Genomic DNA, 23,631 nt, shown 5'->3' on the forward strand with positions numbered 1-23,631 from the left:
AGCATCGCCACCGTGAACCGGCAGGTCTCGGCGCTGCTCACCGCGGGCCTGCTCCGGGAGCGGCCCGATCTGACCGCGTCCGGTGCCGTGGGCCGGCCCCGGGTTCCGTCCGATCTAAGGGGCGCAGGTCGTGACGATGTCGTCGCCCGGGTGAGGGACGGACCGGCAGCCACGACCGCATCCGAGGGGGTACTCCCTCGGTCAGCCGATCTCGGCGAGGAAGCGCTCCAGGATCCCGGTGACCCGGGCCGGGTCTTCCAGCGTCGCACTGTGACCGACGCCGTCGAGTTCGACCAGTTGTGAGTCCGGGATCAGGGCGTGCATCTCGCGGGCGAGGCGCGGTGGCATCTCGACGTCCAGTTGCCCCGCGACGATCAGCGTCGGCACGCTCACGCCGGGAAGCTCGTCCCGGATGTCGGGCCGGACCATCATTCCGAGCATCGTGTTCGCCAGGGACGACCGATCGGCCGTCGCCCATCGCCTGCGCCACACCTCACGCTCGGCCTCCCGGCCGGGTTCGCTGCGGAACGGTTCGCCGTAGAGTTCCTTCTCGATGCCGCGCAGCACGAGGGCCGGCGACGGCCCGAGAAGCCGTGCCACTGCCGTGAGGGCAAGGTGCAGCGGATACTTCACGGGCGGATGCGGAGTTGCGCCGGTGTTGAGCAGAGTCAGCGAGCGCAACAGGTCCGGTTCCCGCGCGCCGATGCGCATGCCGACGAAACCGCCCATGGACAGACCGACCAGATGTGCCGGGGCGAGGTCGAGGCGCCGGATCACGGTGAGCACGTCGGCGGTGAGCTGCTCGAGCTGGTATCCGGTCCGGGCATGCCCGGACCGGCCCTGCCCGCGGAAGTCGAGGGTGAGGCAGCGGTACCGACTCCGCAGTGCCGCGATCTGCGCCCCGAACATTCGCCCGTCGAAGAAGAACCCGTGGAGGAACAGGATCGGCTCGCCCTCACCGCCGGTGTCCTCGCAGTACAGGTCGACGTCGCGCACCCGCAGGTACGACCGTCGCATGTCCGGAATTCGAGGCGTTGTCATGGCGCGCTCCGTGTCGAACCGGGACGCGGGACCGTCTCGGAATGGGTCGAGGATCGGTTCCGAACGCCGCCCGTGTCAAGACATCCCACGGGGCTAACTTGTCAAGCAGCGTGGTCCTGGCGCGCGGCGGCGGAGGCATGCCACGCGGTCTGCTCGTCGTAGAGGGCGTGGTCGCGCAGGCACCCATGGAGAATGCCGACGAGCCGGTTCGCGACGGCACGGAGGGCCTGGTAGTGGGTGGCGCCGCGGGCTCTGCGGACGTCGTAGTAGGCCCGCGCCCCCGGTGATGCGTTCAGTGCGGCGAACGCCTGGAGGAGTAGGGCGTCACCGAGTCGGCGGTTCCGGGCGTATCGGGCTATGACGATCTGTTTCTTGCCCGAGGCGCGGGTGATCGGGCTCATCCCGGAGTAGTTCTTCCGGGCTCTGGCGTCGGTGTAGCGGTCGGAATCGTCCCCGAACTCGGCGAGCACCCGGGCGCCAAGCACGCCGCCGAGGCCGGGCTGGCTGAGGTAGATCTCAGCGTCCGGGTGCTGACCAAAACACGCCTCCACCTTCCCCTGCAGGGCGGTGATCTGTGCGCTGAGTTCGGTGATTACGGCGACCAGGGCCGTGGTGGTGGCGGTGTAGGCCGCCTCGATGCCGGACCGGGTGGGCAGCTGTTCCGAACGCAGTGCGGCGACGATCTCCTGGGCCCGCTTGGCGAGGTAACGTCGCCGGCCGGCCCTGCGCAGCAGTGTCTCGACCCGGGACTGGGTGAGCTTCGCGCCTGTGGCGGGTCCCGGCGCGGCGCCGAGTACCGCCAGGGCGTCCCGGTCGGCCAGATCGCTGCCGAATGCCACCAGGGCCGCCGGGTAATACTCGCGCAGGTTCGAGCGCAGCACGTTCACCTGGCGCTGCCGCGCCCATATCAGTGACTGGTGTGCGCGGGCGAGAACCTTGGCCTGCTCGGCAATTGGGCTGTCGCCGGTAATCGGGCGGTGATGGGCGGCGTCGGTGCGCAGGATCTCGGCCAGCGCGAGAGCGTCGCCCTTGTCGGACTTAGCACCCGAGGTGCCGTGCCGTTCCCGATAGCGGGCGGCCTGTAGCGGGTTGATCGCGTAGACGGTGTACCCGCCGGCGAGCAGGGCCTGGACCCATGGGCCCCGGTCGGTCTCGATCGCGACCAGCACCTGGCCGGCTTCACCATCTTCGGACAGATGGTCGGCCACCGTGCGGTGGAACTTCTCGATCCCGACTACCCCCTCCGGCAGACGGCGCCGTGCCAGCAGCCGGCCGGCGCCGTCGATGATCGCGATGTCATGGTGGTCCTCGGCCCAGTCGTCGCCCACGAACAGCATCCGTGGCCTCCTCCCTCTGTCCTTTCCAGCTGTCCTATCCGGTCGAGTCGCCCCGAGGAGACCAGCTGCGTCCTAATGGATCAGTGCTCGAAACGGCACGACATCCCACCAGCGCTGTCGCCTCCTCGCTCACCGGCCGGGGGCACGATCTTGACATAGGTCTCATCAGCGACCCGGGACAGAGAGTGCTCACCCGGCCAGCGGCTCGGACACCAGTCTGCTCCCGTCCGGAACTGCCTGGTGCATTCCCATTAGGGACAGGAGGGCGTCCCTGTGGGCGGACAGGTGATCTCCCTGCCTGCGGACAGCTGATCTCCCTGTCCGCGGTCAGGTGATCTCCCTCGATGTCAGGTCAACGGCATCACCCCGCGTCCGGCGGTGGCTTCGCTCAGCCGCAGTGAGGTGCCCTCGGTGATCACGACGTGGGCGTGGTGCAGCAGCCGGTCGACGGCGGCGGTGGCGAGGGTCTTGGGCATGATGGTGTCGAATCCGGACGGGTGGAGGTTGCTGGTCACCGCCACGCTGCGCCGTTCGTAGGCGGCGTCGACGAGGCGGTAGAACGCCTCGGCGGCGGCCTGACCGGACGGCAGCATGCCGATGTCGTCGACGACGATCAACTCGGCCCGGGTGATTCTGGTGATGGTCTTGGTGATCGACCCGTCCACCGCGGCCCGCCCGATCGCCGCGGTCAACGATTCGAGGGTGAACCACGACACCCGCATCCCCGCGTCGATCACCGCATGCGCCAGCGCCTCGACGAAGTGGGTTTTGCCGGTCCCGGACGGGCCGCTGATCGCCAAATTCTCGGCGCGGTGCACCCACTCCAACGCCGCCAGGGCGCCCTGGGTGGGGGCCGGTATCGACGAATCCTCCTCGCGCCACGAGGAAAACGTCTTGCCGGCCGGCAGCCCGGCGGCTTTGCGGCGCATCGCCCTGGTGGCTTCGTCGCGGCCGCGGATCTCCTCGGTCAGCAGGACCTTGAGGACCTCGGTCGGGTCCCACCGCTGCGCCTTCGCCGTGGCCAGCACCTCCGGGGCGGCGGCCCGCAGGTAGGGCAGGCGCATGCGTTTGAGGACGGCGAGCAGATCGTCGGGCAGCGGCGGTGCGGTGGGGTTCACGAGCGGGCCTCCGTGCGGGCGGTGCCGAATCCGGCCCAGGCTCCGGTGCCGGGCTGGACCGAATGGGTCTCGTCGGCCACGACCCGCCCGACGCCGGCGCCGGCGTCGGTGTGGTGCGCGACGATCGCCGGCAGATCCGACTCGGCGAACCGGCCCGCTCCGGCCGCGACCGCCAGCGCCGCCGAGACGGTGTCGGCGCCGACGAACGCGGCCAGCTCCACCGCGGCGGTCATCTTCGCCCGGATCCGGGCCGCCCCGGCCGCCGAGGCGGCGATCAGCCAGGTGTGCGCGCCGGGTCCCAGATCGAGGAACCGGGCCTCGGCAGCGGAGCGGGCCCTCGGACGGGGCGGTCGTGGCGCTCCGTCCGCTTCCTGGGGGTGGTTCGGGTAGTGGGCCGGGTCGATGCTCGGGTTGCCCGGTGTCGAAAGACGATGCCGGGCAACCTCGCTCAGACCGCGCCGGCCTGCGGCCCAGTCCGGAATCCGCGGCAGGGCGTCGAGGTCGGCCACCACGACGAGGTCGGCGCCGGCGGCGCGCACCCACACTTCGGCGCCGACCAGACCGGGCGGGGTCGAATAGCGCACCGAGCCGAACCGGATCGTCTGGTCGGTGCCGACGCTGCGGGTGGTCCCCAGTGCCAGGGTGTGCGGGGTAGTCGGCAGGGTGTGCAGGCGGGCGCGTTCGTCGGCCAGGGCCTCGGCCGGGATGCGGGCGCTCTCCCGGTGCCGGCGGGCGTTGACGGTGGCGCAGAAGCGATCACACGCGGCTTCGAGGTCGGTGAAGGAGGCGTAGTCCGGCAGCAGGTTCGCCTCGGTGGGTACCAGATCCGCCTTGGCGATCTTGACGGTGGCTTCGCTGCCGCCCTTGGATTCCGGGTCGAAGGGGATGCAGGTGTGCACGGCCATGCCGTAGTGCCGGGCCGTCTCGACCATCTGCGGGTGCCGCACCGGAATGCCGGCAACGTGGTCGATGCTGACGGTGCGGGGATTGTCGGTCAGCGCGTAGGTCGGCACCCCACCGAAGCGGCGCACCGTGGCATCGAGGCACGCGATCAGCGTCGGCAACGTCTGATCCCACACCGGGATCACCACGCGGAAACGCGACCAGGCCAGCCAGGCGCAGAACAGCAGGGTCGAGCGCACGATCCCGCCCGGTCCGGGCACCTTCGGGCCGGCGCCCCAGTCGAACTGCATCCACAATCCGGGTTCGGTGAGCCACGGCCGGTAGGTGCGCCGGTGTCCGGCCTGCCACGCCGTTTTCGCCTGCGCGACGGCCCGGCGGGTGGTGCGTTCGGTGCCGTCGAAGCCGAGCTCGACGAGTCGTTCGTGGACGATGTCGGCGCGGACCCGGCCCTTGCTGCGTTCGACCCACTCCTCGATCTTGGGGAGGTAGTCGTCGATGATGCGCGGCCGCCGCGCCGTGCCGGTCACCGGCATACCGGCGTCGCGGGCGGCGACGTAGCGTCGGACGGTTTTCGGGTCCACCCCGGCGAGCTGCGCGGCCGAGTGCGCGCTGCCGGTGGCGTCGTAGGCCTCGAGAATTTCCATGATGTCCCTGTCAGACTTCTTCATGCGTCCCTCCGGTGGGAGTCGCTCGGTGGTGGTCGAAGACCTCGAGCAAAACCCCGGAGGGGCGTCTGGTTCAGGACCGACACACCGCCGGTCCCACGGTCACGGACAGGGAGATCAGCTGTCCGTCAGCAGGGAAGAACGTGTCCGCCTACAGGGAGGTTGGCATGTCCGCTAGCACACGGTCTGTCGTTCGGGGGGGACCAGGGAAGGTGTTCGTGCTTCTGGGCCCGAACGGGGCGGGCAAGGCCACCACGGTAGAAGTCCTGATGAGGTGAGGGACGGCAGTGACAGCCGGACGAGGTGTCCACAGGACCGCCCGTGACGGGCAGGGCCGGTGGGCGCGGCTGCTCGGCCGGTGGTTGCATCCGCAGGACTACTCCGGGGACGAGTCCTATCGGCCGCCGGCGCGGTGGTACCGCTGGTTGAACCCGGTCGGGGTGCCGTTGACCACGTGGGGGCTGGCCCCGCGGGATGCGGTGACCCTGCAGGTGCGGGGTCGGCGCACCGGCCGGCCTCGGCGCCTCCCGATCCTGCTCACCCGGCACGAGGGCGCGGACTACCTGATCGCCCTGGCCGGGCAGTCGCAGTGGGTGCGTAATGTCCGCGCCGCCGGCGGTGAGGCGGTACTGCGTCGCCGGGGTACCCGGCGGGTCCGGCTGGACGAGGTGCCGGTGGCGCAGCGCGCCCCGGTGCTCGCGGCCTACCTCGAGGCGGGGCAGCGGCGTGGCGGCGAGTCGGCCGCACGAGAACAAGCGAAGTGGTACTTCGGACTTCACGAGCCCCCCACGGTGGAACGCCTCGCGGCGCTGGCGCCGCGTTACCCCGTCTTCCGCGTGCGCGAGATCGAATCGCCGAACGAGGACGGCATGCCGGTGCAGGAGATCGCCCCGGGGGTGGTGTGCCTCGGCCCGTGGGGGCGCACGCAGACCAACGTCTTCCTGGTCCGTGGGGCGACAGGGTGGGTGCTCGTCGATGCCGGCTGGGCCGGCGACGCCGACCGGATCGAGACCGCGACGAGCCGGGTGCTCGGCGCCGACGAGCGGCCGGAGGCGATCGTGCTGACCCACGTGCATCCCGACCATTCGGGCGCCGCCCGCGAGTTGGCCGGCCGGTGGTCGTGTCCGGTGTTCCTTCATCCCGACGAGCTCCCGATCGCCCGGGGCGACTTCGAGGCCATGCGAGCGGTCGCCGGGCCGCTGGACCGCTGGGTCGTCCTCCCGGCGATGCGCATGATGGGCCGCCGCCGGAGGGAGGCGGTGCTGGCCGGCAACACTCTCGGTGAGGCCGCCCGCCCGCTGCGCCCCGGAGAGCCGGTGCCGGGGCTTGCCGGATGGGAGGCCGTGGCCACCCCCGGCCACACCCCGGGACACATCTCACTGCTCCGCACCGACGACCGGGTCGTGATCGCCGGCGACGCGCTGGTCACCCTTCGACTCAACAGCGTCCGCGGTCTGCTGCGTCAGCAGCCGGGGCTGTCCGCCCCGCCGTGGTACACCACCTGGAGCCGTGCCGCAGCGGTCACCTCCATCGGCAAGCTCGCCGCCCTGGAACCGACGGTGCTCGCCCCCGGTCACGGCCTCGCGCTCACCGGACCGGACACCGCGCACCTCGTTCGCCGTTTCGCTGCGGCGCTCGGCACCCGAGCACCGAGCACCGTCGCTGACGGCGTGCTGTGAGAGCACACCACACCGAAAGAGGTCTCATCGCGGCCCCGGTCACCGAGGTGTCGACGTGGCGCCGGGCTGGGGTTCCGGTCGGCCGTCGCGACGCTCGGATCGACGATCCTGACCGCGGCGCCGGCCGTGCCTACGCCGCCGCGGTCGGGTCGAGGTGCGAGCTGGCGGCAGCTGTTCGTGATGTAGCACGGCGGAATCGAACAGCGCACCGACCCGCACCGGATCGTCCGGTCGGTGCCGACGCTGCAGGTGGTCCCCACCGCCAGGGGGTGCGGGAGGTTGGTTGGCAGGGGTGTGCAGGCGGGATGTTCGTCGGTCCACGCCTCGGCCGGGATGCGGGCGCTCTCCCCGGTACCGACGGGCGCCTACCGTGGCGCAGAACCGCTCGCCCGCGGCCGCGAGGCCGGTGAACGACGCATCAGCGGCAGACGCGCCCCGCGGCGGCGGGCGACGCCCGCACCATCAGGGGCACGCTCCCATTCGGACCTGGGACTTCCGACTCTCGTCGCCGGTCACGGTCGGGCGGAAGGATGGGTGCTGCAGGTGCCGCCGTTCTGGCGGGAGTTGCGCCGGGGGAGGTGGCGATGGCCGAGGAGTTGCTGCTCGACGGGTTCTTGCCGACGTACGACCATGCGATCTGCGTTTCCCGGGTGTTCCGGGCCCCACCTCGCGAGGTGTTCGATGCGGTCACCAATCTGAACTTGTTTGAGCTACCGCTGACCCGGGTGCTGCTCGGAGCCCGTGCGCTGCCAGGTCACCTGGCCGATGCCCGTGCCCGGCACCGCGGACTGCCGCGAACCCCGGAACCGCCGACCTTCCGCATCCGGGACCTGCCGGAGCGGGGCTGGATCGTGCTCGGTGAACGGCCCGGGACCGAACTGGTGTGCGGCCAAGTCGGCAAGCCGTGGAAGGGCGCCGGTGGCATGCCGGATCGGCCGGTCACGGCGGCCGACTTCGCCGCCTTCGACGAGCCGGGCTTTGCGAAGCTGGCGGAAAGCACGCTGGTCGTGCCCTACGGGGCAGCGGCGTGCGTGTTGATCGCCGAGTCCCGGGTCGCGCTCACCGACGAGGACAGCCGGCGGCGGTTTCGCCGTTACTGGCTCGCGGCCGGACCGTTCATCCGTCTGATGCGCCCAGCGGTGATGCATGCGCTCGCTCGGCAGTTCCCGGAGCGATAAACGGCGACTCCTCTCGTGCCCCACTGGCGGAGCCCCGGTAGGCAGGTCGCCGGTCCTGACGTCGTAGCATGGGCCGCGACGGCCGGATCGGGACCGACCGCATGCCCGGGCAGTGTCCTGCGCTCGTTCTCGGTGCGTCCTTCACGGGTCGGGGTGTCCGACCGGATCAGCTAAGGAGCCACCGCCATCCTGTCCCCGACCTCGCGCCCGATCGTCGCAGCGACCCTGCCGGTGCTCGGCGCGCACCTGCCCGAGATCTCCGAGGTGTTCTACCGCAGGTTGTTCGCCGCGGTCCCGGCGCTGCGCACCGATCTGTTCAATCGCGCCAATCAGCACAGCCGCACCCAGCAACAGGCACTGGCCAGTGCGGTCGCCGCCTTCGCCACGCTCCTCGTCACCGACGAGCCCACCGACCTCGACGCGATCATGGCCCGCATCGCCGCCAAGCACGCCTCGCTCGGGGTGCAGGCCGCCCACTACGAGATCGTGCGCACCCATCTGTTCGCGGCCATCGCCGAGACCCTCGGCGACGCGGTGACCCCCGCCGTCGCCGCCGCGTGGGACGAGGTCTACACCCTCATGGCCAACTCGCTCGTCGAGCAGGAATCCCGTCTGTACGACCGGGCCGGGGTGCCCGCAGGACAGGTGTGGCGCACGGTCGTCGTCGCCGCCCGCGAGTACGACGGCGCGCATGCCACGACGCTGTTCCTACAGCCCCTCGACGGCGAGAGGCTGCCGGCCTATCTGCCCGGCCAGTACATCTCCGTGCGGGTGCCGCTCGGCGACGGCACCGAACAGATCCGGCAGTACACCCTCACCCGCGGCCGCAGGCCGGGCGAGTGGGCGCTGTCGGTCAAACGGGTGCCGAACGGGTACGTCTCGCCCATCCTCGCCGACCGGGTCGGCACCGGCGAGCATCTCGTGGTCTCCCCTCCCTTCGGCAGCCTGGTGATCGGAGGCGGCCGCGGCCCGCTGCTGCTCATCGCCGCGGGTATCGGGATCACCAATACGATCGCGGCGTTGCAGTACCTCGCCGCCCACGACCCGGACCGGCAGGTGACCGTCCTGCAGGTGGACCATTCGCCCTACGAACACGTGCGCCGCATCGAGTTCAGCGACCTGGTCAACAGGTTGCCGGGCGCCCGACTGCACCTTCGGTACACCGAGTTCGACGGTGTCCACGACGACGGCCGCAACCCCCTCACCGGCATCGTCCTGCCGCCGAACGCGCAGACCTACGTGTGCGGACCGGTCGACTTCATGCGCGCCATCCGCCACCAGCTCGTCGCCGCCGGCATCCCAGCCGCGTCGGTGCATTTCGAGGCGTTCGCACCCGGATCCTGGCTCGGCCTCGAACGCGAGCACACACCCCTGTCCTAGCTCCCGGCAGCCACGACGAGACCGCGCGTGGCGGTACGGGCAGGGTGGCCGAGGATCGGTTCGCCCGCCCCGTCCCGGACGGCACGTGGGTGCCCCGCGCCGCCGCCCCGCCGGCGTTGCGGGACACCCACCGGGCCCGGGACTCGGGGCGGCCGGCACCGCGGCCGGTGCACCGGGTCGTGGGGGTCGAGCGCGGTCAGCTCAACCCGATACCGAGACCGAACGTCACGCTCAGCCACTTGAGGAACGCGTCGAACGCGATGCCCAGATCGAATCCGGCAGAACCCAGGATCGCAGTGCGATCACCCGGCACCGGCTGCTCGCCGGGGCGGCAGCGGTGTTCGAGGCTGCAGGCTTTCACAGGGCGAGCCTGCACGACATCGTCGATGCCGCCGGCGCCACCAGAGGCGCGTTGTATCACCATTTCCGGTCCAAGCGCGCCGTGGCCACCGCGGTCGTCGACGAACACCACCACCGCTTTCTCGCGCTCGCCGACCGGATCGCCGCCAGTGATGCCTGCGCTCTCGACCAGCTAGTACCGCTGACCTACGCGCTGGCCGATGGTCTGCGGGACGATCCGATCCTCCGCGCCGGCCTGCGTCTGACCACCGAGTTCGCCACCGCGGAGCTTCCTGCCCGCCCCTACCGGGACTGGAGCACGATCGTGCGCACCCTGCTCGACCGCGCCCTCACCGACGGCGATGTCCACCCCGGCACCGATATCGACACCCTGGGCCGGTTCCTGGTCTCCGCGTTCGCCGGCACCCACCTGGTGGCCACCGCCTTGACCGCCGGCGCCGACCTGCACCAGCGACTCGACGACATGTGGACGCTGCTGCTGCCTTCCCTGGCCACCGACCCGCACCGATTCGATCCCCTCGACATGTTCCGCTGACTTCCCGCCGCCGACCGGACCCGCCCGGAGAAGACCGGGGCGAGACCGGACGGGTCAGCACGTGGCGTCCCGCTCTCAACGAACGTGGGAAGCCGTGCGCTCAGAGGGCGTGGAAAGCCCGGTTGTTCGTGAGATGTCTTTTCGCACCTGATGACCGGCCCGACACAGGGGAGCCGGCCGTGTCTCGAATGGATGCCGATGAACCCTCCCGCCCCTTCAGCCGAGGAAGAGCCCATCTACGACCCGGACGCTCGGTATCGGAATCGCACACCGGCACAACGCCACCATCGGATGCAGCCGCGCCGGCAACCGGAATCCTCCGTACCCCGGCAGGGGCGGTGAAAGACGTGTTCGGAGATTGGTCTTCGCCGCCAGATATGATCCGCTTCCCCGCCGACGTTACCCGACCGGGTCGATGTCCGGGAGCCTCCAGGTCTTGTCGAACCATGGTTCCAACGGCCCGTAGAGGCGGAACATCGCGAACCAGCTCTTGCCGGGCAGGGTCTGGATCCAGTTGTGGCCGTCGAGGGGCGGTTCGGGTCCGAAGTGGATGTCGACGGAGCCGTCCTCATTGGTGGTCACATCCGGATCCTGGCTGGTCACCGACGGCCACTGCTGATCGGTCTGCAGCATCGAGCGGGTCTGGGTGTCGTAGACCAGCACCGACCAGAAGTTGTTGACAGGCACGTTCGGCGGGACGTGCAGCCGGTAGCTCCGGCCCCCGTCGAACGGTGCGCCGGTGGCATCGGCGAAGACGTTGGCGTACTGCGACCCGGTCCCGACCGTCTTCTGCTCGAACGCAGGGCTTGTACTGCCGTACAAGAAGTCGAGTTGGGCGGCGGAGTCTAGCAGCAGGACCCCGTCCTCCGTGCAGGAATAGCCGCCGAGAAAGCCCGAGCGCCAGGCGCTGCCCGGGTAGAAGTACGCCCCCTGCTGGCGGAACCGGTAGGTCAGCGCGCGGGCGGTCGCGTCCCCGACCGTGGCCGCCTCGGTCAGGATCGCGCGCATCCGCTCGTCCGGATCGAACGGCGCACCACGCCGGATCCCGACCGACGCGAACATCCCCAGGGTGAGCGGATCGGCCGACTCCGGCGGCTCGGACTGCACCACCTCGTCGAGCATCTCCCAGAACCGGAAGTCGGCCGGAGCCACCGCACACATCGGCTCGGCCGAGACGTTGACGAACCGCGTCGGCGGGGGGTCGGCGGCCTGCGCGAGCGGATGGATCCGGGCGTGCGCCTTGATCATCTCCACCGCAGGGTGCGGGTCACCGTGCTCGTCCCGGAACCCCCGCCAGCCCGCCCAGACGCCGAAGGTCCGCGGCCGCACCACCAGGTAGCCGTCCGGCACCTGCCCGGTATGACCGGGCGGCACGAACAGGTAGCGGCCGCCGCGGCCCTGGTCCGGTCCGGTGATGCCGAGATCGACGACCCACCGGCACCAAGAATCCTCGACCGAGCCGTACACCTTCGGGGGCACCTCGACGACGACGGGCCCGTCCTGCAGGTCGAGCCAGAAATAGTGATAGGAAGTGCTGGTGTTGTAGACCAGGCCGATGAACCGCGGGTGGACCAGGTCCTCCCACATCACCAGCGTGGAGTTCACCGGCCCCCACTGCACCAGCGCCCGGCGCATCGCCGCTACGGCCACCGGGGCCAGCCCCAGCAGGTACGCCTGGACCGCCCGCTGGAAGTCCAGGTTGTCGAACAGCGTCCGGGTGGTCTCCTCGTCGGGGAACCCGTCGAAAAACCGCAACGTGCCCAACCGGGTGCGGACCTCGTCCGGCATCTCGATACCGGGCGGAATCGGCGTGGTGTTCGCATGCCAGGTCATCGATTCCTCCTGTGCCTTTCATCGGTGGTCAGGGCTTCGACGTCGACGCGGGTGAAGATCTCGTCGGTGATGGTGTTGGCGAGCTGGGTTTGCAGCGCCGGGTCGGAGGCCAAGGGCGCGACCGTGGTCACGTAGCGGTCGGTGTCGAGGATCTCGCTGCGCACGAACCGGGACACCACCGAGGTGATCGCCAGGACGGCGACGAGCACGGTGAGCAGCGCGACCGCGGCCCACCGCCATCCGTGCCGCGGCGGACGCGGCGCGAGCGCCGGCGCCCGCGCCGCGGTCTGGTCCCGCAACGTAGCCACCTCGGCGCGCAACCGCTCGAGCTCGGCGCGCTCGTCGCCGCTCAGCCGGCCGGTGGGGATGTCCTTGTTGCCGGCCGGGCCGGTGTCTGTCGTCATCGCAGCGTTGCCCTTTGCTCACGGACGCTCCGGCCCGGGGTACCGATCGGAACCGTAGGACCTGCGTGCCGCCCGCAGCCGGTTGCGGCACCTCATGAGCGGTGTCACCTCCGGGCGTCCCACCGGCCCGCGGCGGGCCGCGGTCCGCAACACCGGGTCAGGAGTACTCGGCTCGCGGCTGCCAGGTCGAGACCGCCCAGATCACCACCACGTCGAGGGCGATGATCAGGATCGACCACCACGGGTAGTACGGCAGCCACAGGAAGTTCGCCAGGATCGACAGCGCCGCGACGACGATCGCCGCCACCCGCGCCCATGTGGCGCCGGTGATCAAGGCGATGCCCACGACCACCATCACCACACCGAAGACGATGTGGATCCACCCCCAGGTGGTGAGGTCGAACTCGAAGGTGTACTCCTGGCCCTGGACGAACACCTCGTCCTCGGCCACCGCCGCGATCCCCTGGAAGAACTGCAGGATGCCGATCGTGGCCATGATGACCGCCGCGCCGATCGAGATGCCCGCGGCGATGCCAGCGGGGCACGCCGGATCGCAAGCGTTCACCGGTCGTGGCCGGATCGTGCAGCGTGTACCCGCACTCGGGGCCCCCTCCGTCGAGCACGAAGGTCCAGTCACGAGTATCGGGCTCGGCGGGTTCCGGTGCGGTGTCCCTAGCCCCATGGTGCCGCGATACGGGACGCGTACGGGACTGCTACCAGAATGTGCGCCAGTGCTCCGTCGTTCACGGCGGAGGTGAAGGCGCACGCGGGAGGCCCGTCAGGGCCGAGCGTGCCCCTGGACGGGCCGGTCCTGTTGCTCGATGTACTGCCGCGTACCGAGATCGGGGCACCCCCTACCGAACCGGCGAAGTACGAGCCGGACCACAATCGCTGCGCCCGCCAGTAGTGCCGGACCAACTCGGGGAACTCCTGGCGCAGTCTCCGCGAGGAGACCCCCTTGAGGGAGTTCACCAACTTCGACACGGCAACCTTCGGAGGGAAGTTCACGAGCAGGTGGACGTGGTTCGACTCGCCGTTGAACTCCACCAGTTCGCACTCGAAGTCGGCGCATACCGCCCGCATGATCTCCTCCATCCGCTCCAGGTGAGGCGCGGCGAACAACGATATCCTCGGGTCGTGCAGTTGCGATACCAGTACCGCGTCTACCCGACCCCCGGCCAGCAGAACAAGCTGGCCCAGGCGTTCGGGTGTGCGCGTGTGGTGTTCAACGAGGCGATCGCGGCACGGGAGGCGGCACGGCGAGGTGGTCTGCCGTACCCGACGGACGCGGAACTGTCCCGAGCCCTCACCGCGGCGAAACGCACCCCGGAACGGGCGTGGCTGACCGCGGTATCGGCGGTGGTGCTGCAACAATCACTCGCGGACGCGAACACCGCCTACCGCAACTTCTTCGCCTCACTGTCCGGACAACGCAAGGGCCGCCGGGTCGGGCCACCCCGGTTTCGGTCCCGCCGCGACAACCGCCAGAGCATCCGGTTCACCCGCAACGCGCACTTCGCGGTCACGGCGGGCCGGAAGTTGCGACTGCCGAAGATCGGCGAGGTGAAGGTGGCCTGGTCGCGGGAACTGCCGTCGGAACCGTCGAGTGTCGCGGTCGTCAAGGACGCCGCCGGACGGTACTTTGCCTCCTTCGTGGTAGACACCTGCGACGAGCCGCTGCCCGAACTCGACACCGAGATCGGTATCGACCTGGGTCTGACCACGTTCGCGGTCTGCTCGGACGGCACGATCCTCGCGTCCCCGAAGTTCTTCCGCCGCGCCGAACGACAACTCCGCAAGGCGCAGCAGAACCTGTCCCGCAAGCAGAAGGGCAGCAGGAATCGGGCCAAGGCACGCCTTCGGGTCGCCAGAGCCCACACCAAGGTCGCCGATGCCCGCCGGGACTGGGCGCACAAGGAATCGACGAGGATCATCCGCGAGAACCAAGCGGTGTTCGTCGAGGACTTGTGCGTCACCGGTCTGGCTCGGACACGGTTGGCGAAGTCGGTACACGATGCCGGGTGGGGCATATTCACCCGCATGTTGGAGGACAAAGCCGTCCGGTACGGGCGGCACTTCTCGAAGGTGGACCGGTGGTTCCCGTCCTCGCAACTGTGCTCGGTGTGCGGGCGCGTCGACGGGAAGAAACCCTTGTCGGTGCGGGAATGGACGTGCCTGTGCGGGGCCGTCCACGACCGCGATCTCAATGCCGCCGTCAACATCCTCGCCGCCGGACGGGCGGAGAGGCGAAACGCCTGCGGAGAGACGGTAAGCCTCCCCGCCTAGCAGGGAGCACGACTCGAGGAAACAGGAACCCACCGAGAGCGCCACTGGCGCTGGTAGGAATCCTCGGCCTTCAGGCCGGGGAGGATGTCAAAGACGGGCATTGTTCACGTGGTCGCGCTACCGCTGCGGCCAGGGCGACGGAGTGACACACGTCGGTAATGCGCACGCGTCAGCTGATCTGCTCGAACAGGGACACGATGATCCCTTCGGGCCCCCGCACATAGGCCATCCGCACGCTGTTCTCGTACTCGCCGATGCCGCCGATGAGTCCGTATCCGTCCGCAGCCACCGCATCGACGGCCGCCTGGAGGTCCCCGACCTCGAAGGACACGTTGCGCAGCCCGAGCTCGTTGGCCATCGCCGTGGGCGATCCGGGTACGTGGTCGGGCGTGCGGAAGGTTGCGAGCTCGAGCCGGGTCCCGCCGTCGGGCGGCCGCAGCATGGCGATCTCACAGTGCGCGCCGGGGATGCCGCAGACGGTTTCGACGAACTCGCCTTCCACGGATCCGGTGCCCTCCACCTCGAGACCCAGTGCGACGAAGAACGCCGTTGCCGAGTCGAGGTCCGCGACGGTGATGCCGATGTGGTCGAAACGTTGTACGTGTGCCATGGGATCCATCCTCCGATGGGTGTCGTGCCGCTTCGAGGCCGGGACGGAGCCGGGGCGGGGATCTCGACCTGTTCCTCCCGCGAAGCTGTGGTCAACCCCGGGTTGCGCAAGGTCGTGCGGGACGCCCAGGTTGCCGTCACCTGCCGGTACCCGGGCGTGTCGCCGACCACGGTGCCGGGGCCGGGGGTGAGTCCCCGATGATGGAGCCCGTCCCAGCCGAGCCGCACTTCCACATCGGTTGCGCCGCCATACGGATCGCCTCCGCAGCGAAGTCGGCCGACCACACCCGCTCGGGCTCCCAACGACTCTCGTAGAGCACGTGGCCACGATGGGTGGCTGGCCAGAACGTCCCCGCGTCATGGCGGCGACGACGATGAGTCCGGACTCGGCGAACTTGCACACCATGAACAACGTGATGCGGATCCACGGCAGCGACCGTTGTCGCGATAGGACCGCTGCTGTCCTGCACGTACCCGACCTCGACCTCGCTGGTCCTGGGCACGCATCCAGTGTTGTACCGAGTGACACGAAACCGGACAAGTGATACGCGAGGTGGCCTCAGAGGTGAAACGGGCCTGGTCAGGGAGGTTGAGGGCAGGTCGGGGATCGTCGGCAGAGCTTCGGCGTCGAAGGTCATGTCCAGGGTGTCCATGGTGTATGCGGCGTAGAGCATGCGGGAGGCTTGCGGTGAGAGCCGGGCCAGGGCCGCGGCCATCGGGCGCAGTGCTGTGCGCGGAATATGCCTGGCCGATGCGGCGGGACGGATGCGGCGGGCGAAGTCGTCGAGAGTGAGGGTATCCGGCCCTGAGAGCTCCGGAGTGTCTCCGACGCAGTCATTTCTGCTGCGGACACGGTCGACCAGCGCGGCGACGTCATGGACCGAGACGAAGGTGATCGGGTTGTGCCCCGACCCGGGGGTCACCGGCCGACGGCCACGTTCGAGCACGGCGCTCCAGGTTTCCAGGTACGGCGAGATGGCCGCCCTGCAAGAGGGCATCGACACCGCACGGCTGACCCGCATGCGCCACAATGCCGCCACGCTTGCCGACCACGGGTGGCTGCGCCCCGGTGTCGATGCCGACCGTGCCGCCGACGTGCTGTGGACCTGCACCGCTCCGGATCTGTACGAGGCGCTCGTCCTGCGCCGGGGCTGGAGTCCCGAGCAGTACGGCACCTTCATCGCCGACACTCTCGGGGCGGCCCTGCTCCCGCCGTAATTTGCTGCTTCGCGGGGCGTTCTCGGACACCGAGCATCCCTGCGGACATCTTGTGGCCGCAGCCGGTCGGTGTCGCGGTCCGGCATGCCATCCTCGGGGGATGGCACGAACGTGGTTGTCGGTGACGGTGGAACTGCTCGGCGGGCGCGGCGAGGAACTGTGGCCCTGGCCCGGCCGCGTCTTCGCGGTCGGACCGTCGCACACCTTCGAGGACCTGGCCAATGCCGTCAACGATGCCTTCGCCCGATGGGACCGCGCTCACCTGTCGATGTTCACCCTGGTCGACGGCCGAGTGGTCACCGACGTGCAGACGGGGGCCGAGATGGCCGAGTCGATCGGCGGCCCCATCACGGAGACGGTGGACATCGCCTCGGCCAAGGTCGCCCGGCTCCTGGAGCCGGGAGCGGAGTTCCAGTTCACCTTCGACCTCGGCGACAACTGGACGCACCGGTGCGTGGTCGGGAAACAGAAGATCGACCCCGTCCAGGCGCTGGGTATCCGCCCCGAGGTCCCGCTGCCGTACTGGGGATGGGGCAACATCCCGGACCAGTACGGGCGCCGGTGGGCCGACGACGACGGGCAGAGCCGCCCGCCGCGCAGACCGAGCCGTCCGCACCCGATGCTGCTGCACGCGTGGCCCGCACGCGAGCAAGTGCCGACACTCGACCTGAGCGAGCTGCGCGCCGCCATCGCTGCCGCCGATGTGCCCCGTTTCCTCGCCGCGGTGCGCGGACACGGCGTCGACGACGTGCTGCACCAGGTGGGGGCCGGCATCCCGATGGCCCTGGCGCAACGACGCGAGGAGGCCGAGCCGGTGGCTCTGTCGGTGATCAACCGGCTGACCTGGCGCGCCGGTCCCGGGGATGCGGTGCTGGCTGAGGACCTGCTCGCGTGTCTGCGCGGCGCGCCGCTGACCGGGCGAGTGGTGCCGGTCGACCTCGAGATGCTCGGTGCCGTACTGGAAGGCGATCCGGGCCTGTCGACCGGGGGCTACGTCGACCTGCGCACCGGGGAGGTGTACGACGAGAGCAGCACCGATCCGATGACGGTCGGGCAGGACGCCGCCGTCGACATCGACGCCGAGCCCGACCGCTGGCTGCGGTTCGACCGCACCGATTCGCGGGACGGCTGGCGGGACATGGCGGCCTTCGCCGAACGGCAGCATGATGCAGCGCTGCGGGAGCGACTGGAGCGGGCGATCGAAGGCAGGGGCGCGTTCGGCCGGTTCCGCGACCTCGTCCACCAGGAGGGCCTCGCCGACCAGTGGGACGCCTTCTCCACCGACCGCCGCCTCGGTCGTGCCCGACAGTTCCTCGCCGACGAGGGCATCCGGGTGGGGTGACAGCCCACGCCGTGGGTGCCACGGGTGTCTGTGCCCCCTCGGCTCTCGACCGACGGAACACGATTTCCACGTTCCGCGATGAGTCCGGCCACCTCCGCCGGTCGGTACAGGTGTATCCGGTTCATCCGATCTTTGAAGGAGTCGCCCATGCCCCGTACCCGGATCCACAACTTGAACATCTCCCTCGACGGGTACGCCGCCGGCGAGTACGTGACGTTCGATGCCCCGATCGGCGGTGCCCAACGGCTATTCGCCTGGTTCGACGGACGCGTCATCCACGGGGTCGACCGGGTAGACGCCCCGGTCACGGTGGACCGCGCCCTGACCAGCCTGTGGAGCCAGGGCATCGGCGTGGAGATCATGGGCCGTCGCAAGTTCGGCCCCCAAACCGGCGAATGGCCCGACGACGGGTGGCGGGGCTGGTGGGGCGACGAACCGCCATTTCACACCCCGGTGTTCGTCATGAGCCACTACCCACACCCCAGCATCGACTTTCCCAACGGAACCAGCTTCCATTTCGTAGACGCGCCACCCCATGAGGTGCTGCGCATGGCCCAGGACGCGGCCAACGGTCACGATGTCCGGATCGGGGGAGGACCCTCGACCGTCCGGCAGTTTCTGCAAGCCGACCTGATCGACTTCATGCACCTGGTGATCGTCCCCATCACCCTCGGGCGCGGCGTGTCCCTCTGGGAGGGCTTGAGCGGCATCGAAGACCGCTTCACGGTGGAGACCGTCACCTCACCCAGCGGCCTTACCCACCAGCTCTGGAACAGGAACGGCCACGACTGAGCCCCCATTCTTCGGGCCCCGGCAACCCGAGACGGCCCCATGCCGATGACGTGACCTGCAGAACTGGCCGTGGCGGACCCGGGGGACGCGTGGAATCGACACCGGTCACCGAGATGGTCGTGCTTGAAACTATGGCAACGGTGATGTCCCTTGCCGCGGTGAAAGCGCACCTGTCGGGCGGGTCCACGCCCAGCACGAGCGCATCACGATCACCGTGCATGGCCCGCCCTTAGCTGTGCTCATCGCCACCGAGGACCTCGGGTGTCGACCCTGTGCGCCGCGGCCGAGCCGGTGGCCGGCCGAGGATGGGGCCGTGGCGCAGGGGTTCGCCGACCTGGCCGCCGGCTACCTCGGCAACGGCAATGCCTAGCGCCAGCAGCAGCTCACCGACTCCCTACGGGCCGCCCTCGAGTCTCGGGTGGTGCTCGAGCAGTCCAGGGCATCATCGCCGAGGCCCGTCACCTCACCCCGGCGGCATCATTCCCGAAACGTCGCAGGCTCGCTCGTCGGCGAGGCGCCGTACCCGACGGTCGGTGGTGCCGACCGGCAGGGTCACCGTCATTGACCCCAGCCGCATGCTCGGGGTGCGGCGGGAGCGCACCTGCATGTCCAGCCGGCGGTGCCGGCTCTGCAGCGGGCCAGCTCGGTCAGTGCGATACCCACTGCAGCACAAGGCAATGCGGTCTCGGTCTCGTCGGTGAGGCGTTCGACCAAACGGTCGGACGTTCGGTGCTCCACCGGCGCGGATCCGTAACTGCGGGGTCGACGGTCACGGAAGGGGTATCCCTCCCCGCGGCGCCGCACGAGCGGAGCACGGCGACGGCATCGGCTCCGCCACAGGGCACCGCGTCGACTTTGTCCTGCGCGGTGCCGTGTGGGGCGCACTGGTTCGGGATTCAACCCCTGGATGCATCCAGCGCAGTGAGGGCATACCGGACGCTGTTCTGGAACACTGCGAGATGTCACTGCGGCTGGCGGATTGGCCCACCGAACCCGTCGGTGATCTCCCCATCGTGGACGACCTCGGGCGACGGCCTCGACCTGTGTCCCCGCCGTCTCCGGTACACCACCGACGCTGTTGACTACGTTTGAGGGCTAAAAAGTAAGCTAAGCTCGCTATTGTCTGCGTTTCACCCCGAACGAGGAGAGGCCCTGTGTTCTGGCCGCCGCACCGTACCGAGACCCGGGACTGGAACCCGCGTCATCGGCAGGGCTCGCGCGCCGACCGCACCCTCAAGACCGTCGACGTCTCGATCCCACCGAGGATCGGCTCCCTCGACTGCGACCTGGTCGGCACCGTCGCCCGCGCGCACGAGGAGGCGGTCATCGCCGTCGCCCGCCTCGAAGCGCGCTTCGGTGAGCACCTGGCACCGCTCTCGGACTTCCTGCTGCGCAGCGAGTCGGTGGCGTCGTCGAAGATCGAGCACATCGACGCCGGCTGGCGGGCGTTCGGCAAGGCCCTGGCCGGGGGCAAGGCAAGCGACGAGGCCAAGTCCCAACTCGCCGCCGTCAAGGCCCTGATCGCGATGGTCGACGCCGCTGGCGACGGCCCGATCACGCTCGACACCCTGCTCGGCGCGCACCGGCTGCTGATGACACCGGACTTCTACACCGCCCGCGACTCCGGTGCCGTCCGCGACGTGCAGAACTGGATCGGCGGCAGCGACTACACCCCGATCGACGCGCTGTTCGTGCCCCCGCCACCGGAACTCGTCGCCGAGCTGATGGCGGATCTGCTGGAGTTCGCCAACCGCACCGACCTGCCGATCCTCGCCCAAGCCGCGATCGCGCACGCCCAGTTCGAGTCCATCCACCCGTTCACCGACGGCAACGGACGCATCGGCCGCGCACTGATCAGCACGATCCTGCGGCGCCGCGGCCTGACCCACCGGGTCACCGTCCCGTTGGCGTCGGTGATGCTCGCCGACACCCGCCGCTACTTCAACGAGCTGACCAACTACCGCCGTGGTGGTGCCGACGGGTTCGTCGAGTACGTAGCCCGCGCCGCGATCGTCTCCAGCGAGGCCGCGCAGGACTCCGCCCGCGCGCTGGCCGAACTCCCCGACCACTGGCGGGATCTCGCTCGGCCGCGGAGCAACTCCGCCGACGAGAAAATCATCGACGCGCTGCTCGACACCCCGATCTTCAGCGCGGACACCGCGCAGCAGATCACCGGCACCACCGACGCGAGCACGTACCGCGCTCTCGGTCGGCTCACCGCGGCTGGGGTGCTCGAGGTGCTCTCGGAGAGCAAGCGCAACCAGATCTGGGCAGCCGTCGACGTGCTCGCCGAACTCGACGCCCTGAGCACCACCATCGGCAAGCGCACCACTGAGCACTTGTAACCGTTGCCCGGGCACCGCACCTGCGTGCCGTCGCCGAGGGGGCCGCCGGACCCTCATAGAACCCCTCGGATCCCGAGTAAAGTTCCTGAAATTCACTCGTATGAAACAAGTCTCGGACAGATCGGCACGAGCGCCCTGGAATGCCCCATCGTCATCGCGCCAGCCAACCCCGCGCTCACGTGCGGTCTCGCGCTGGACCTCGACGAGACCCGGCAGTTCACCCTGAGCCACCGGCCGTCCGGAGAAATCACCCAGGTTCACCCCCGGCCGTGCTCGGCAAGGAGAGCTGGTTCTGACGGCCGGATGAGGCTGATGCGCCGGAGGGGCTCGATCGACGGCGGCCGAGCATGGAGATCGCCATTCGCCTACTCGCCTCGAACGCGCGAGACTGGGAGAGAACATCGAGGTAGGCCGAAGCGGACCGCAATGACCGAGCGTGACGAGATCACCAGGCGAGAGATCGATGCTGAGTACGAACGCGTCCGGGTCACCTTCCACGGGTTACTTGACAGTGCCGACCCGGACGATTTCGACCGGCTCTCCAACGGCACCCGCTGGACGAATGAGCAACTGTTGTTTCACATGGTGTTCGGCTACATGATCGTGCAACGGCTACTCGTCTTGGTGCGATTGTTCAGTCGTCTCCCCAACGGCGTCGGCAGGGGCTTCGCGAGGTTGCTCAACGCCGCAACTGTCCCCTTCGATGAGATCAACTACCAGGGATCGCGCGCGGCCGCTCGGTATTTCAATCGGCACCGTATGGGCTGCAAGTTCGACCGGGTGATTGTGTCGCTGCGCCGAAGTCTGGCTACGGAGTCGGGGGCGAATTTGCGTCGCGGAATGCACTTTCCGGCGCGGTGGGATCCGTTCTTTACCTCCTTCATGACGCTCGAGGACGTTTATCGCTATCCGGCAAAGCACTTCGAGTTCCATCGGCGGCAATTGACGATCCATCCGGATCGCTGACTATGCGCCGATCCGTTGCGAGCTTCGGTGGTCACTACAGCAGCTCGTGGAACGGGCTGCTAATGATCGGGTTATGAAGCGATGAGCCGGGCTTGCGCGGTATGTGTAGGTGGCGAATGTACGGTTCCGCCGCGCTCAGCCCGCCGCTTGTCTCAGCGGAAGCGGCGGTCGCCGCCGGCAAGGATGACCACGCTCAGCCGGTGAGCGCTACGACGATCAGCCAGACCTTGACCGCGGACAGCAGCAACAGCAATACCAGGATCGGGATCAGCGCGACGCTGGGAACGACACTGAACAGGAACCCGCCCCCGCGCGTCGTCGCCGTACTCGATACTCCTCGTCGGCTCGTGGACCCGACTACCCAGCATCGCTGTGGCGACCCGGGCGGAGGCGATGCCAAGGCGGCAGATGCTGCGGACGATCCTCATCGATCGTGGGCCTCATCGTCCCGCACCCCCCGATGCGGCGGGCGGGTTCCGGTCCGGGACGGCGGAGCCAGCTACGCCGATGTTGCTGCCGCGACCCACCCCGGGGGTCTGCGGTGAGGATTGGTGCTGATCTGTCCTCCGGGCACCTCCCGCCCGGTCAGGTGGGGTCCGTCTCGGGTGCGGTGCCGGGGGTGTGTTCGAGCGCGGACAGGGAGGATTCGAGCAGGTCGGGTAGCTGCTCGACGTGGGGGACGGCGTGGCGGTCGGCGACGATCCCGAGGTCGAGGTGGCCGTCGGCGGTGGTGACGGTGATGCTCAACCCGTGCCCGGGCAGCAGCGCCGGCACCGGATACAGATGGGCCAGGCGTGCGCCGTCGAAGTACCGCGGCCGGGGCGGGCCGGGCAGGTAGGAGATCAGCACGTTGAACGGCGGCGGCACCCGGTCGGTGAACCGCCGGGCCGGGGCGAGCAGCCACGGGCTCAGGCTCACCGCGCTCAGCAGCAGGAACTGGGTGTGGTTCAGGGCGGCGACGACCCGATCGGTGCCGGCCAGCGCCGCGGTGATGCGGGCCAGCCGGGCGGCCGGGTCCGGCTCGTCGGTGGCCAGCTCGATCACCGTCGCCCCGGCGCCCGGTTCCGGGCCGCGGGGCCCGACCGCGGCCCGGCCCAGATCCAACGGCACCGGCAGCAGCGCCGTCACCGGGACGTGCGGCAGCGCGGAGCGGCCGAGCAGGTATGCGCGCAGCGCGCCGGCGCACATGGCGAGCACGACGGCATCGAGGGGGGTGTGGGCCGCCGCGGCGAGCCGGTGCAGGCGTACGAGGGGCCAGGAGCGGACCGCGACGGTGCGGGCGCGGCCGGCGTCGAGGTTGAACAGGGTCGGCGGGCTCTGCAGCGGCAGCGTCACCTGCCGCTCGCGCAGCCCGTCGGCGACGAACTCGGCCAGCGCCGGCACCATGGTGAGCAGATCGGTGCCGGTGCGCAGCCCGGCGCGCAGCAGGGCGGTCGGGGTGCGCCGGCGGGCCGGCGGGGGCGCGGCGACGGCCGGGCTCCACGGAGCCGGGCAGTTCCGGGTCGCGGGGTCGGTGGCCATGGCGCGGTGCAACAGCCGCAGCCCGGCCGGTCCGTCCGCCAGGGACAGATGGATCTTGGTGAACAGGGCGGTGCGGCCGTCGTCGAGCCCCTCGACGACGTGCACCTCCCACATCGGGT

The 23,631-nt window shown here is 69.7% G+C and carries 19 protein-coding genes and 2 pseudogenes; 10 read left to right on the forward strand and 11 right to left on the reverse strand.

All coding sequences use genetic code 11. The features are described 5' to 3' along the window. Window positions 1-201: 201 nt before the first annotated feature. The 4 genes from G6038_RS25530 to istA all read right to left on the reverse strand — a co-directional run bounded on the left by G6038_RS25530 (window position 202) and on the right by istA (window position 5,067). A complete protein-coding gene (locus tag G6038_RS25530; protein ID WP_206025617.1) occupies window positions 202-1,041 on the reverse strand; it encodes an alpha/beta hydrolase in 840 nt (279 codons plus the stop codon). Window positions 1,042-1,142: 101 nt separating this feature from the next. Next, on the reverse strand, window positions 1,143-2,378 hold the full coding sequence (locus tag G6038_RS25535) for an IS110 family transposase (RefSeq protein ID WP_165040946.1): 1,236 nt from the start codon (window positions 2,376-2,378) through the stop codon (window positions 1,143-1,145). A 347-nt stretch (window positions 2,379-2,725) separates the two neighbouring features. Further along, entirely contained in the window at window positions 2,726-3,496 is a 771-nt protein-coding gene (gene istB / locus G6038_RS25540; RefSeq protein ID WP_165040948.1) for an IS21-like element helper ATPase IstB, read from the reverse strand. Next, complete coding sequence (gene istA / locus G6038_RS25545; RefSeq protein ID WP_346772917.1) at window positions 3,493-5,067, reverse strand: IS21 family transposase; 1,575 nt, start codon at window positions 5,065-5,067, stop codon at window positions 3,493-3,495. The genes istB and istA overlap by 4 nt, the downstream gene beginning before the upstream one ends. 284 nt (window positions 5,068-5,351) lie before the next feature. On the opposite strand from istA, the gene G6038_RS25550 reads away from it, so the two are divergent. The 4 genes from G6038_RS25550 to G6038_RS25565 all read left to right on the forward strand — a co-directional run bounded on the left by G6038_RS25550 (window position 5,352) and on the right by G6038_RS25565 (window position 10,196). Next, on the forward strand, window positions 5,352-6,743 hold the full coding sequence (locus tag G6038_RS25550; protein ID WP_165040949.1) for an MBL fold metallo-hydrolase: 1,392 nt from the start codon (window positions 5,352-5,354) through the stop codon (window positions 6,741-6,743). Between the two features lie 584 nt (window positions 6,744-7,327). Further along, window positions 7,328-7,921 carry a hypothetical protein gene (locus G6038_RS25555; RefSeq protein WP_165040951.1) on the forward strand — a complete coding sequence of 198 codons (594 nt, stop codon included), beginning with the start codon at window positions 7,328-7,330 and terminating at the stop codon, window positions 7,919-7,921. Between the two features lie 231 nt (window positions 7,922-8,152). Further along, the gene (locus tag G6038_RS25560; RefSeq protein WP_346772918.1) at window positions 8,153-9,301 is read left to right on the forward strand and encodes a globin domain-containing protein; all 1,149 of its coding nucleotides are present in this window, start codon (window positions 8,153-8,155) and stop codon (window positions 9,299-9,301) included. A gap of 337 nt (window positions 9,302-9,638) precedes the next feature. After that, on the forward strand, window positions 9,639-10,196 hold the full coding sequence (locus G6038_RS25565; protein ID WP_346772919.1) for a ScbR family autoregulator-binding transcription factor: 558 nt from the start codon (window positions 9,639-9,641) through the stop codon (window positions 10,194-10,196). Window positions 10,197-10,595: 399 nt separating this feature from the next. Here G6038_RS25565 and G6038_RS25570 read toward each other — a convergent pair whose 3' ends face one another. From G6038_RS25570 to tnpA, 4 genes and pseudogenes are all read right to left on the reverse strand, one after another. After that, on the reverse strand, window positions 10,596-12,029 hold the full coding sequence (locus G6038_RS25570; protein ID WP_165040953.1) for a DUF1254 domain-containing protein: 1,434 nt from the start codon (window positions 12,027-12,029) through the stop codon (window positions 10,596-10,598). A gap of 20 nt (window positions 12,030-12,049) precedes the next feature. Next, window positions 12,050-12,433 (reverse strand): annotated as a pseudogene (locus tag G6038_RS25575) (hypothetical protein); the annotation flags it as partial. Between the two features lie 157 nt (window positions 12,434-12,590). Continuing rightward, complete coding sequence (locus tag G6038_RS25580; RefSeq protein ID WP_206025622.1) at window positions 12,591-12,929, reverse strand: hypothetical protein; 339 nt, start codon at window positions 12,927-12,929, stop codon at window positions 12,591-12,593. Between the two features lie 282 nt (window positions 12,930-13,211). Further along, window positions 13,212-13,507: pseudogene (tnpA, locus tag G6038_RS25585) on the reverse strand (IS200/IS605 family transposase); the annotation flags it as partial. 63 nt (window positions 13,508-13,570) lie between these two features. On the opposite strand from tnpA, the gene G6038_RS25590 reads away from it, so the two are divergent. Beyond that, window positions 13,571-14,719, forward strand: coding sequence for an RNA-guided endonuclease TnpB family protein (locus G6038_RS25590; RefSeq protein WP_165040957.1), 1,149 nt, complete (start codon window positions 13,571-13,573; stop codon window positions 14,717-14,719). A gap of 169 nt (window positions 14,720-14,888) precedes the next feature. Here G6038_RS25590 and G6038_RS25595 read toward each other — a convergent pair whose 3' ends face one another. Continuing rightward, window positions 14,889-15,329 carry a VOC family protein gene (locus G6038_RS25595; RefSeq protein ID WP_165040959.1) on the reverse strand — a complete coding sequence of 147 codons (441 nt, stop codon included), beginning with the start codon at window positions 15,327-15,329 and terminating at the stop codon, window positions 14,889-14,891. Between the two features lie 974 nt (window positions 15,330-16,303). Here G6038_RS25595 and G6038_RS25600 point away from each other — a divergent pair. The 5 genes from G6038_RS25600 to G6038_RS25625 all read left to right on the forward strand — a co-directional run bounded on the left by G6038_RS25600 (window position 16,304) and on the right by G6038_RS25625 (window position 21,991). Next, a complete protein-coding gene (locus G6038_RS25600; RefSeq protein ID WP_165040961.1) occupies window positions 16,304-16,546 on the forward strand; it encodes a hypothetical protein in 243 nt (80 codons plus the stop codon). 100 nt (window positions 16,547-16,646) lie between these two features. Next, window positions 16,647-17,888: a plasmid pRiA4b ORF-3 family protein gene (locus G6038_RS25605; RefSeq protein ID WP_165040963.1), complete on the forward strand. Its 1,242-nt coding sequence runs from the start codon at window positions 16,647-16,649 to the stop codon at window positions 17,886-17,888. A gap of 147 nt (window positions 17,889-18,035) precedes the next feature. After that, window positions 18,036-18,680 (forward strand): dihydrofolate reductase family protein, encoded by a 645-nt coding sequence (locus G6038_RS25610; protein WP_165040965.1) that lies wholly within the window; start codon window positions 18,036-18,038, stop codon window positions 18,678-18,680. 1,154 nt (window positions 18,681-19,834) lie between these two features. Continuing rightward, window positions 19,835-21,025 (forward strand): Fic family protein, encoded by a 1,191-nt coding sequence (locus G6038_RS25620; protein ID WP_165040967.1) that lies wholly within the window; start codon window positions 19,835-19,837, stop codon window positions 21,023-21,025. A gap of 426 nt (window positions 21,026-21,451) precedes the next feature. Then, complete coding sequence (locus tag G6038_RS25625; protein WP_206025618.1) at window positions 21,452-21,991, forward strand: DinB family protein; 540 nt, start codon at window positions 21,452-21,454, stop codon at window positions 21,989-21,991. A 193-nt stretch (window positions 21,992-22,184) separates the two neighbouring features. Here the strand turns inward: G6038_RS25625 and G6038_RS25630 are convergent, their stop codons facing one another. Then, window positions 22,185-22,391 carry a hypothetical protein gene (locus G6038_RS25630; RefSeq protein ID WP_165040968.1) on the reverse strand — a complete coding sequence of 69 codons (207 nt, stop codon included), beginning with the start codon at window positions 22,389-22,391 and terminating at the stop codon, window positions 22,185-22,187. 185 nt (window positions 22,392-22,576) lie between these two features. Further along, window positions 22,577-23,631, reverse strand: a 1,055-nt coding sequence (locus G6038_RS25635; protein ID WP_165040970.1) for a wax ester/triacylglycerol synthase domain-containing protein, incomplete at its 5' end; no start/stop codon positions are given.

The sequence above is a fragment of the Rhodococcus sp. 14C212 genome, assembly GCF_011058195.1.
Lineage (GTDB): Bacteria > Actinomycetota > Actinomycetes > Mycobacteriales > Mycobacteriaceae > Rhodococcus > Rhodococcus aetherivorans.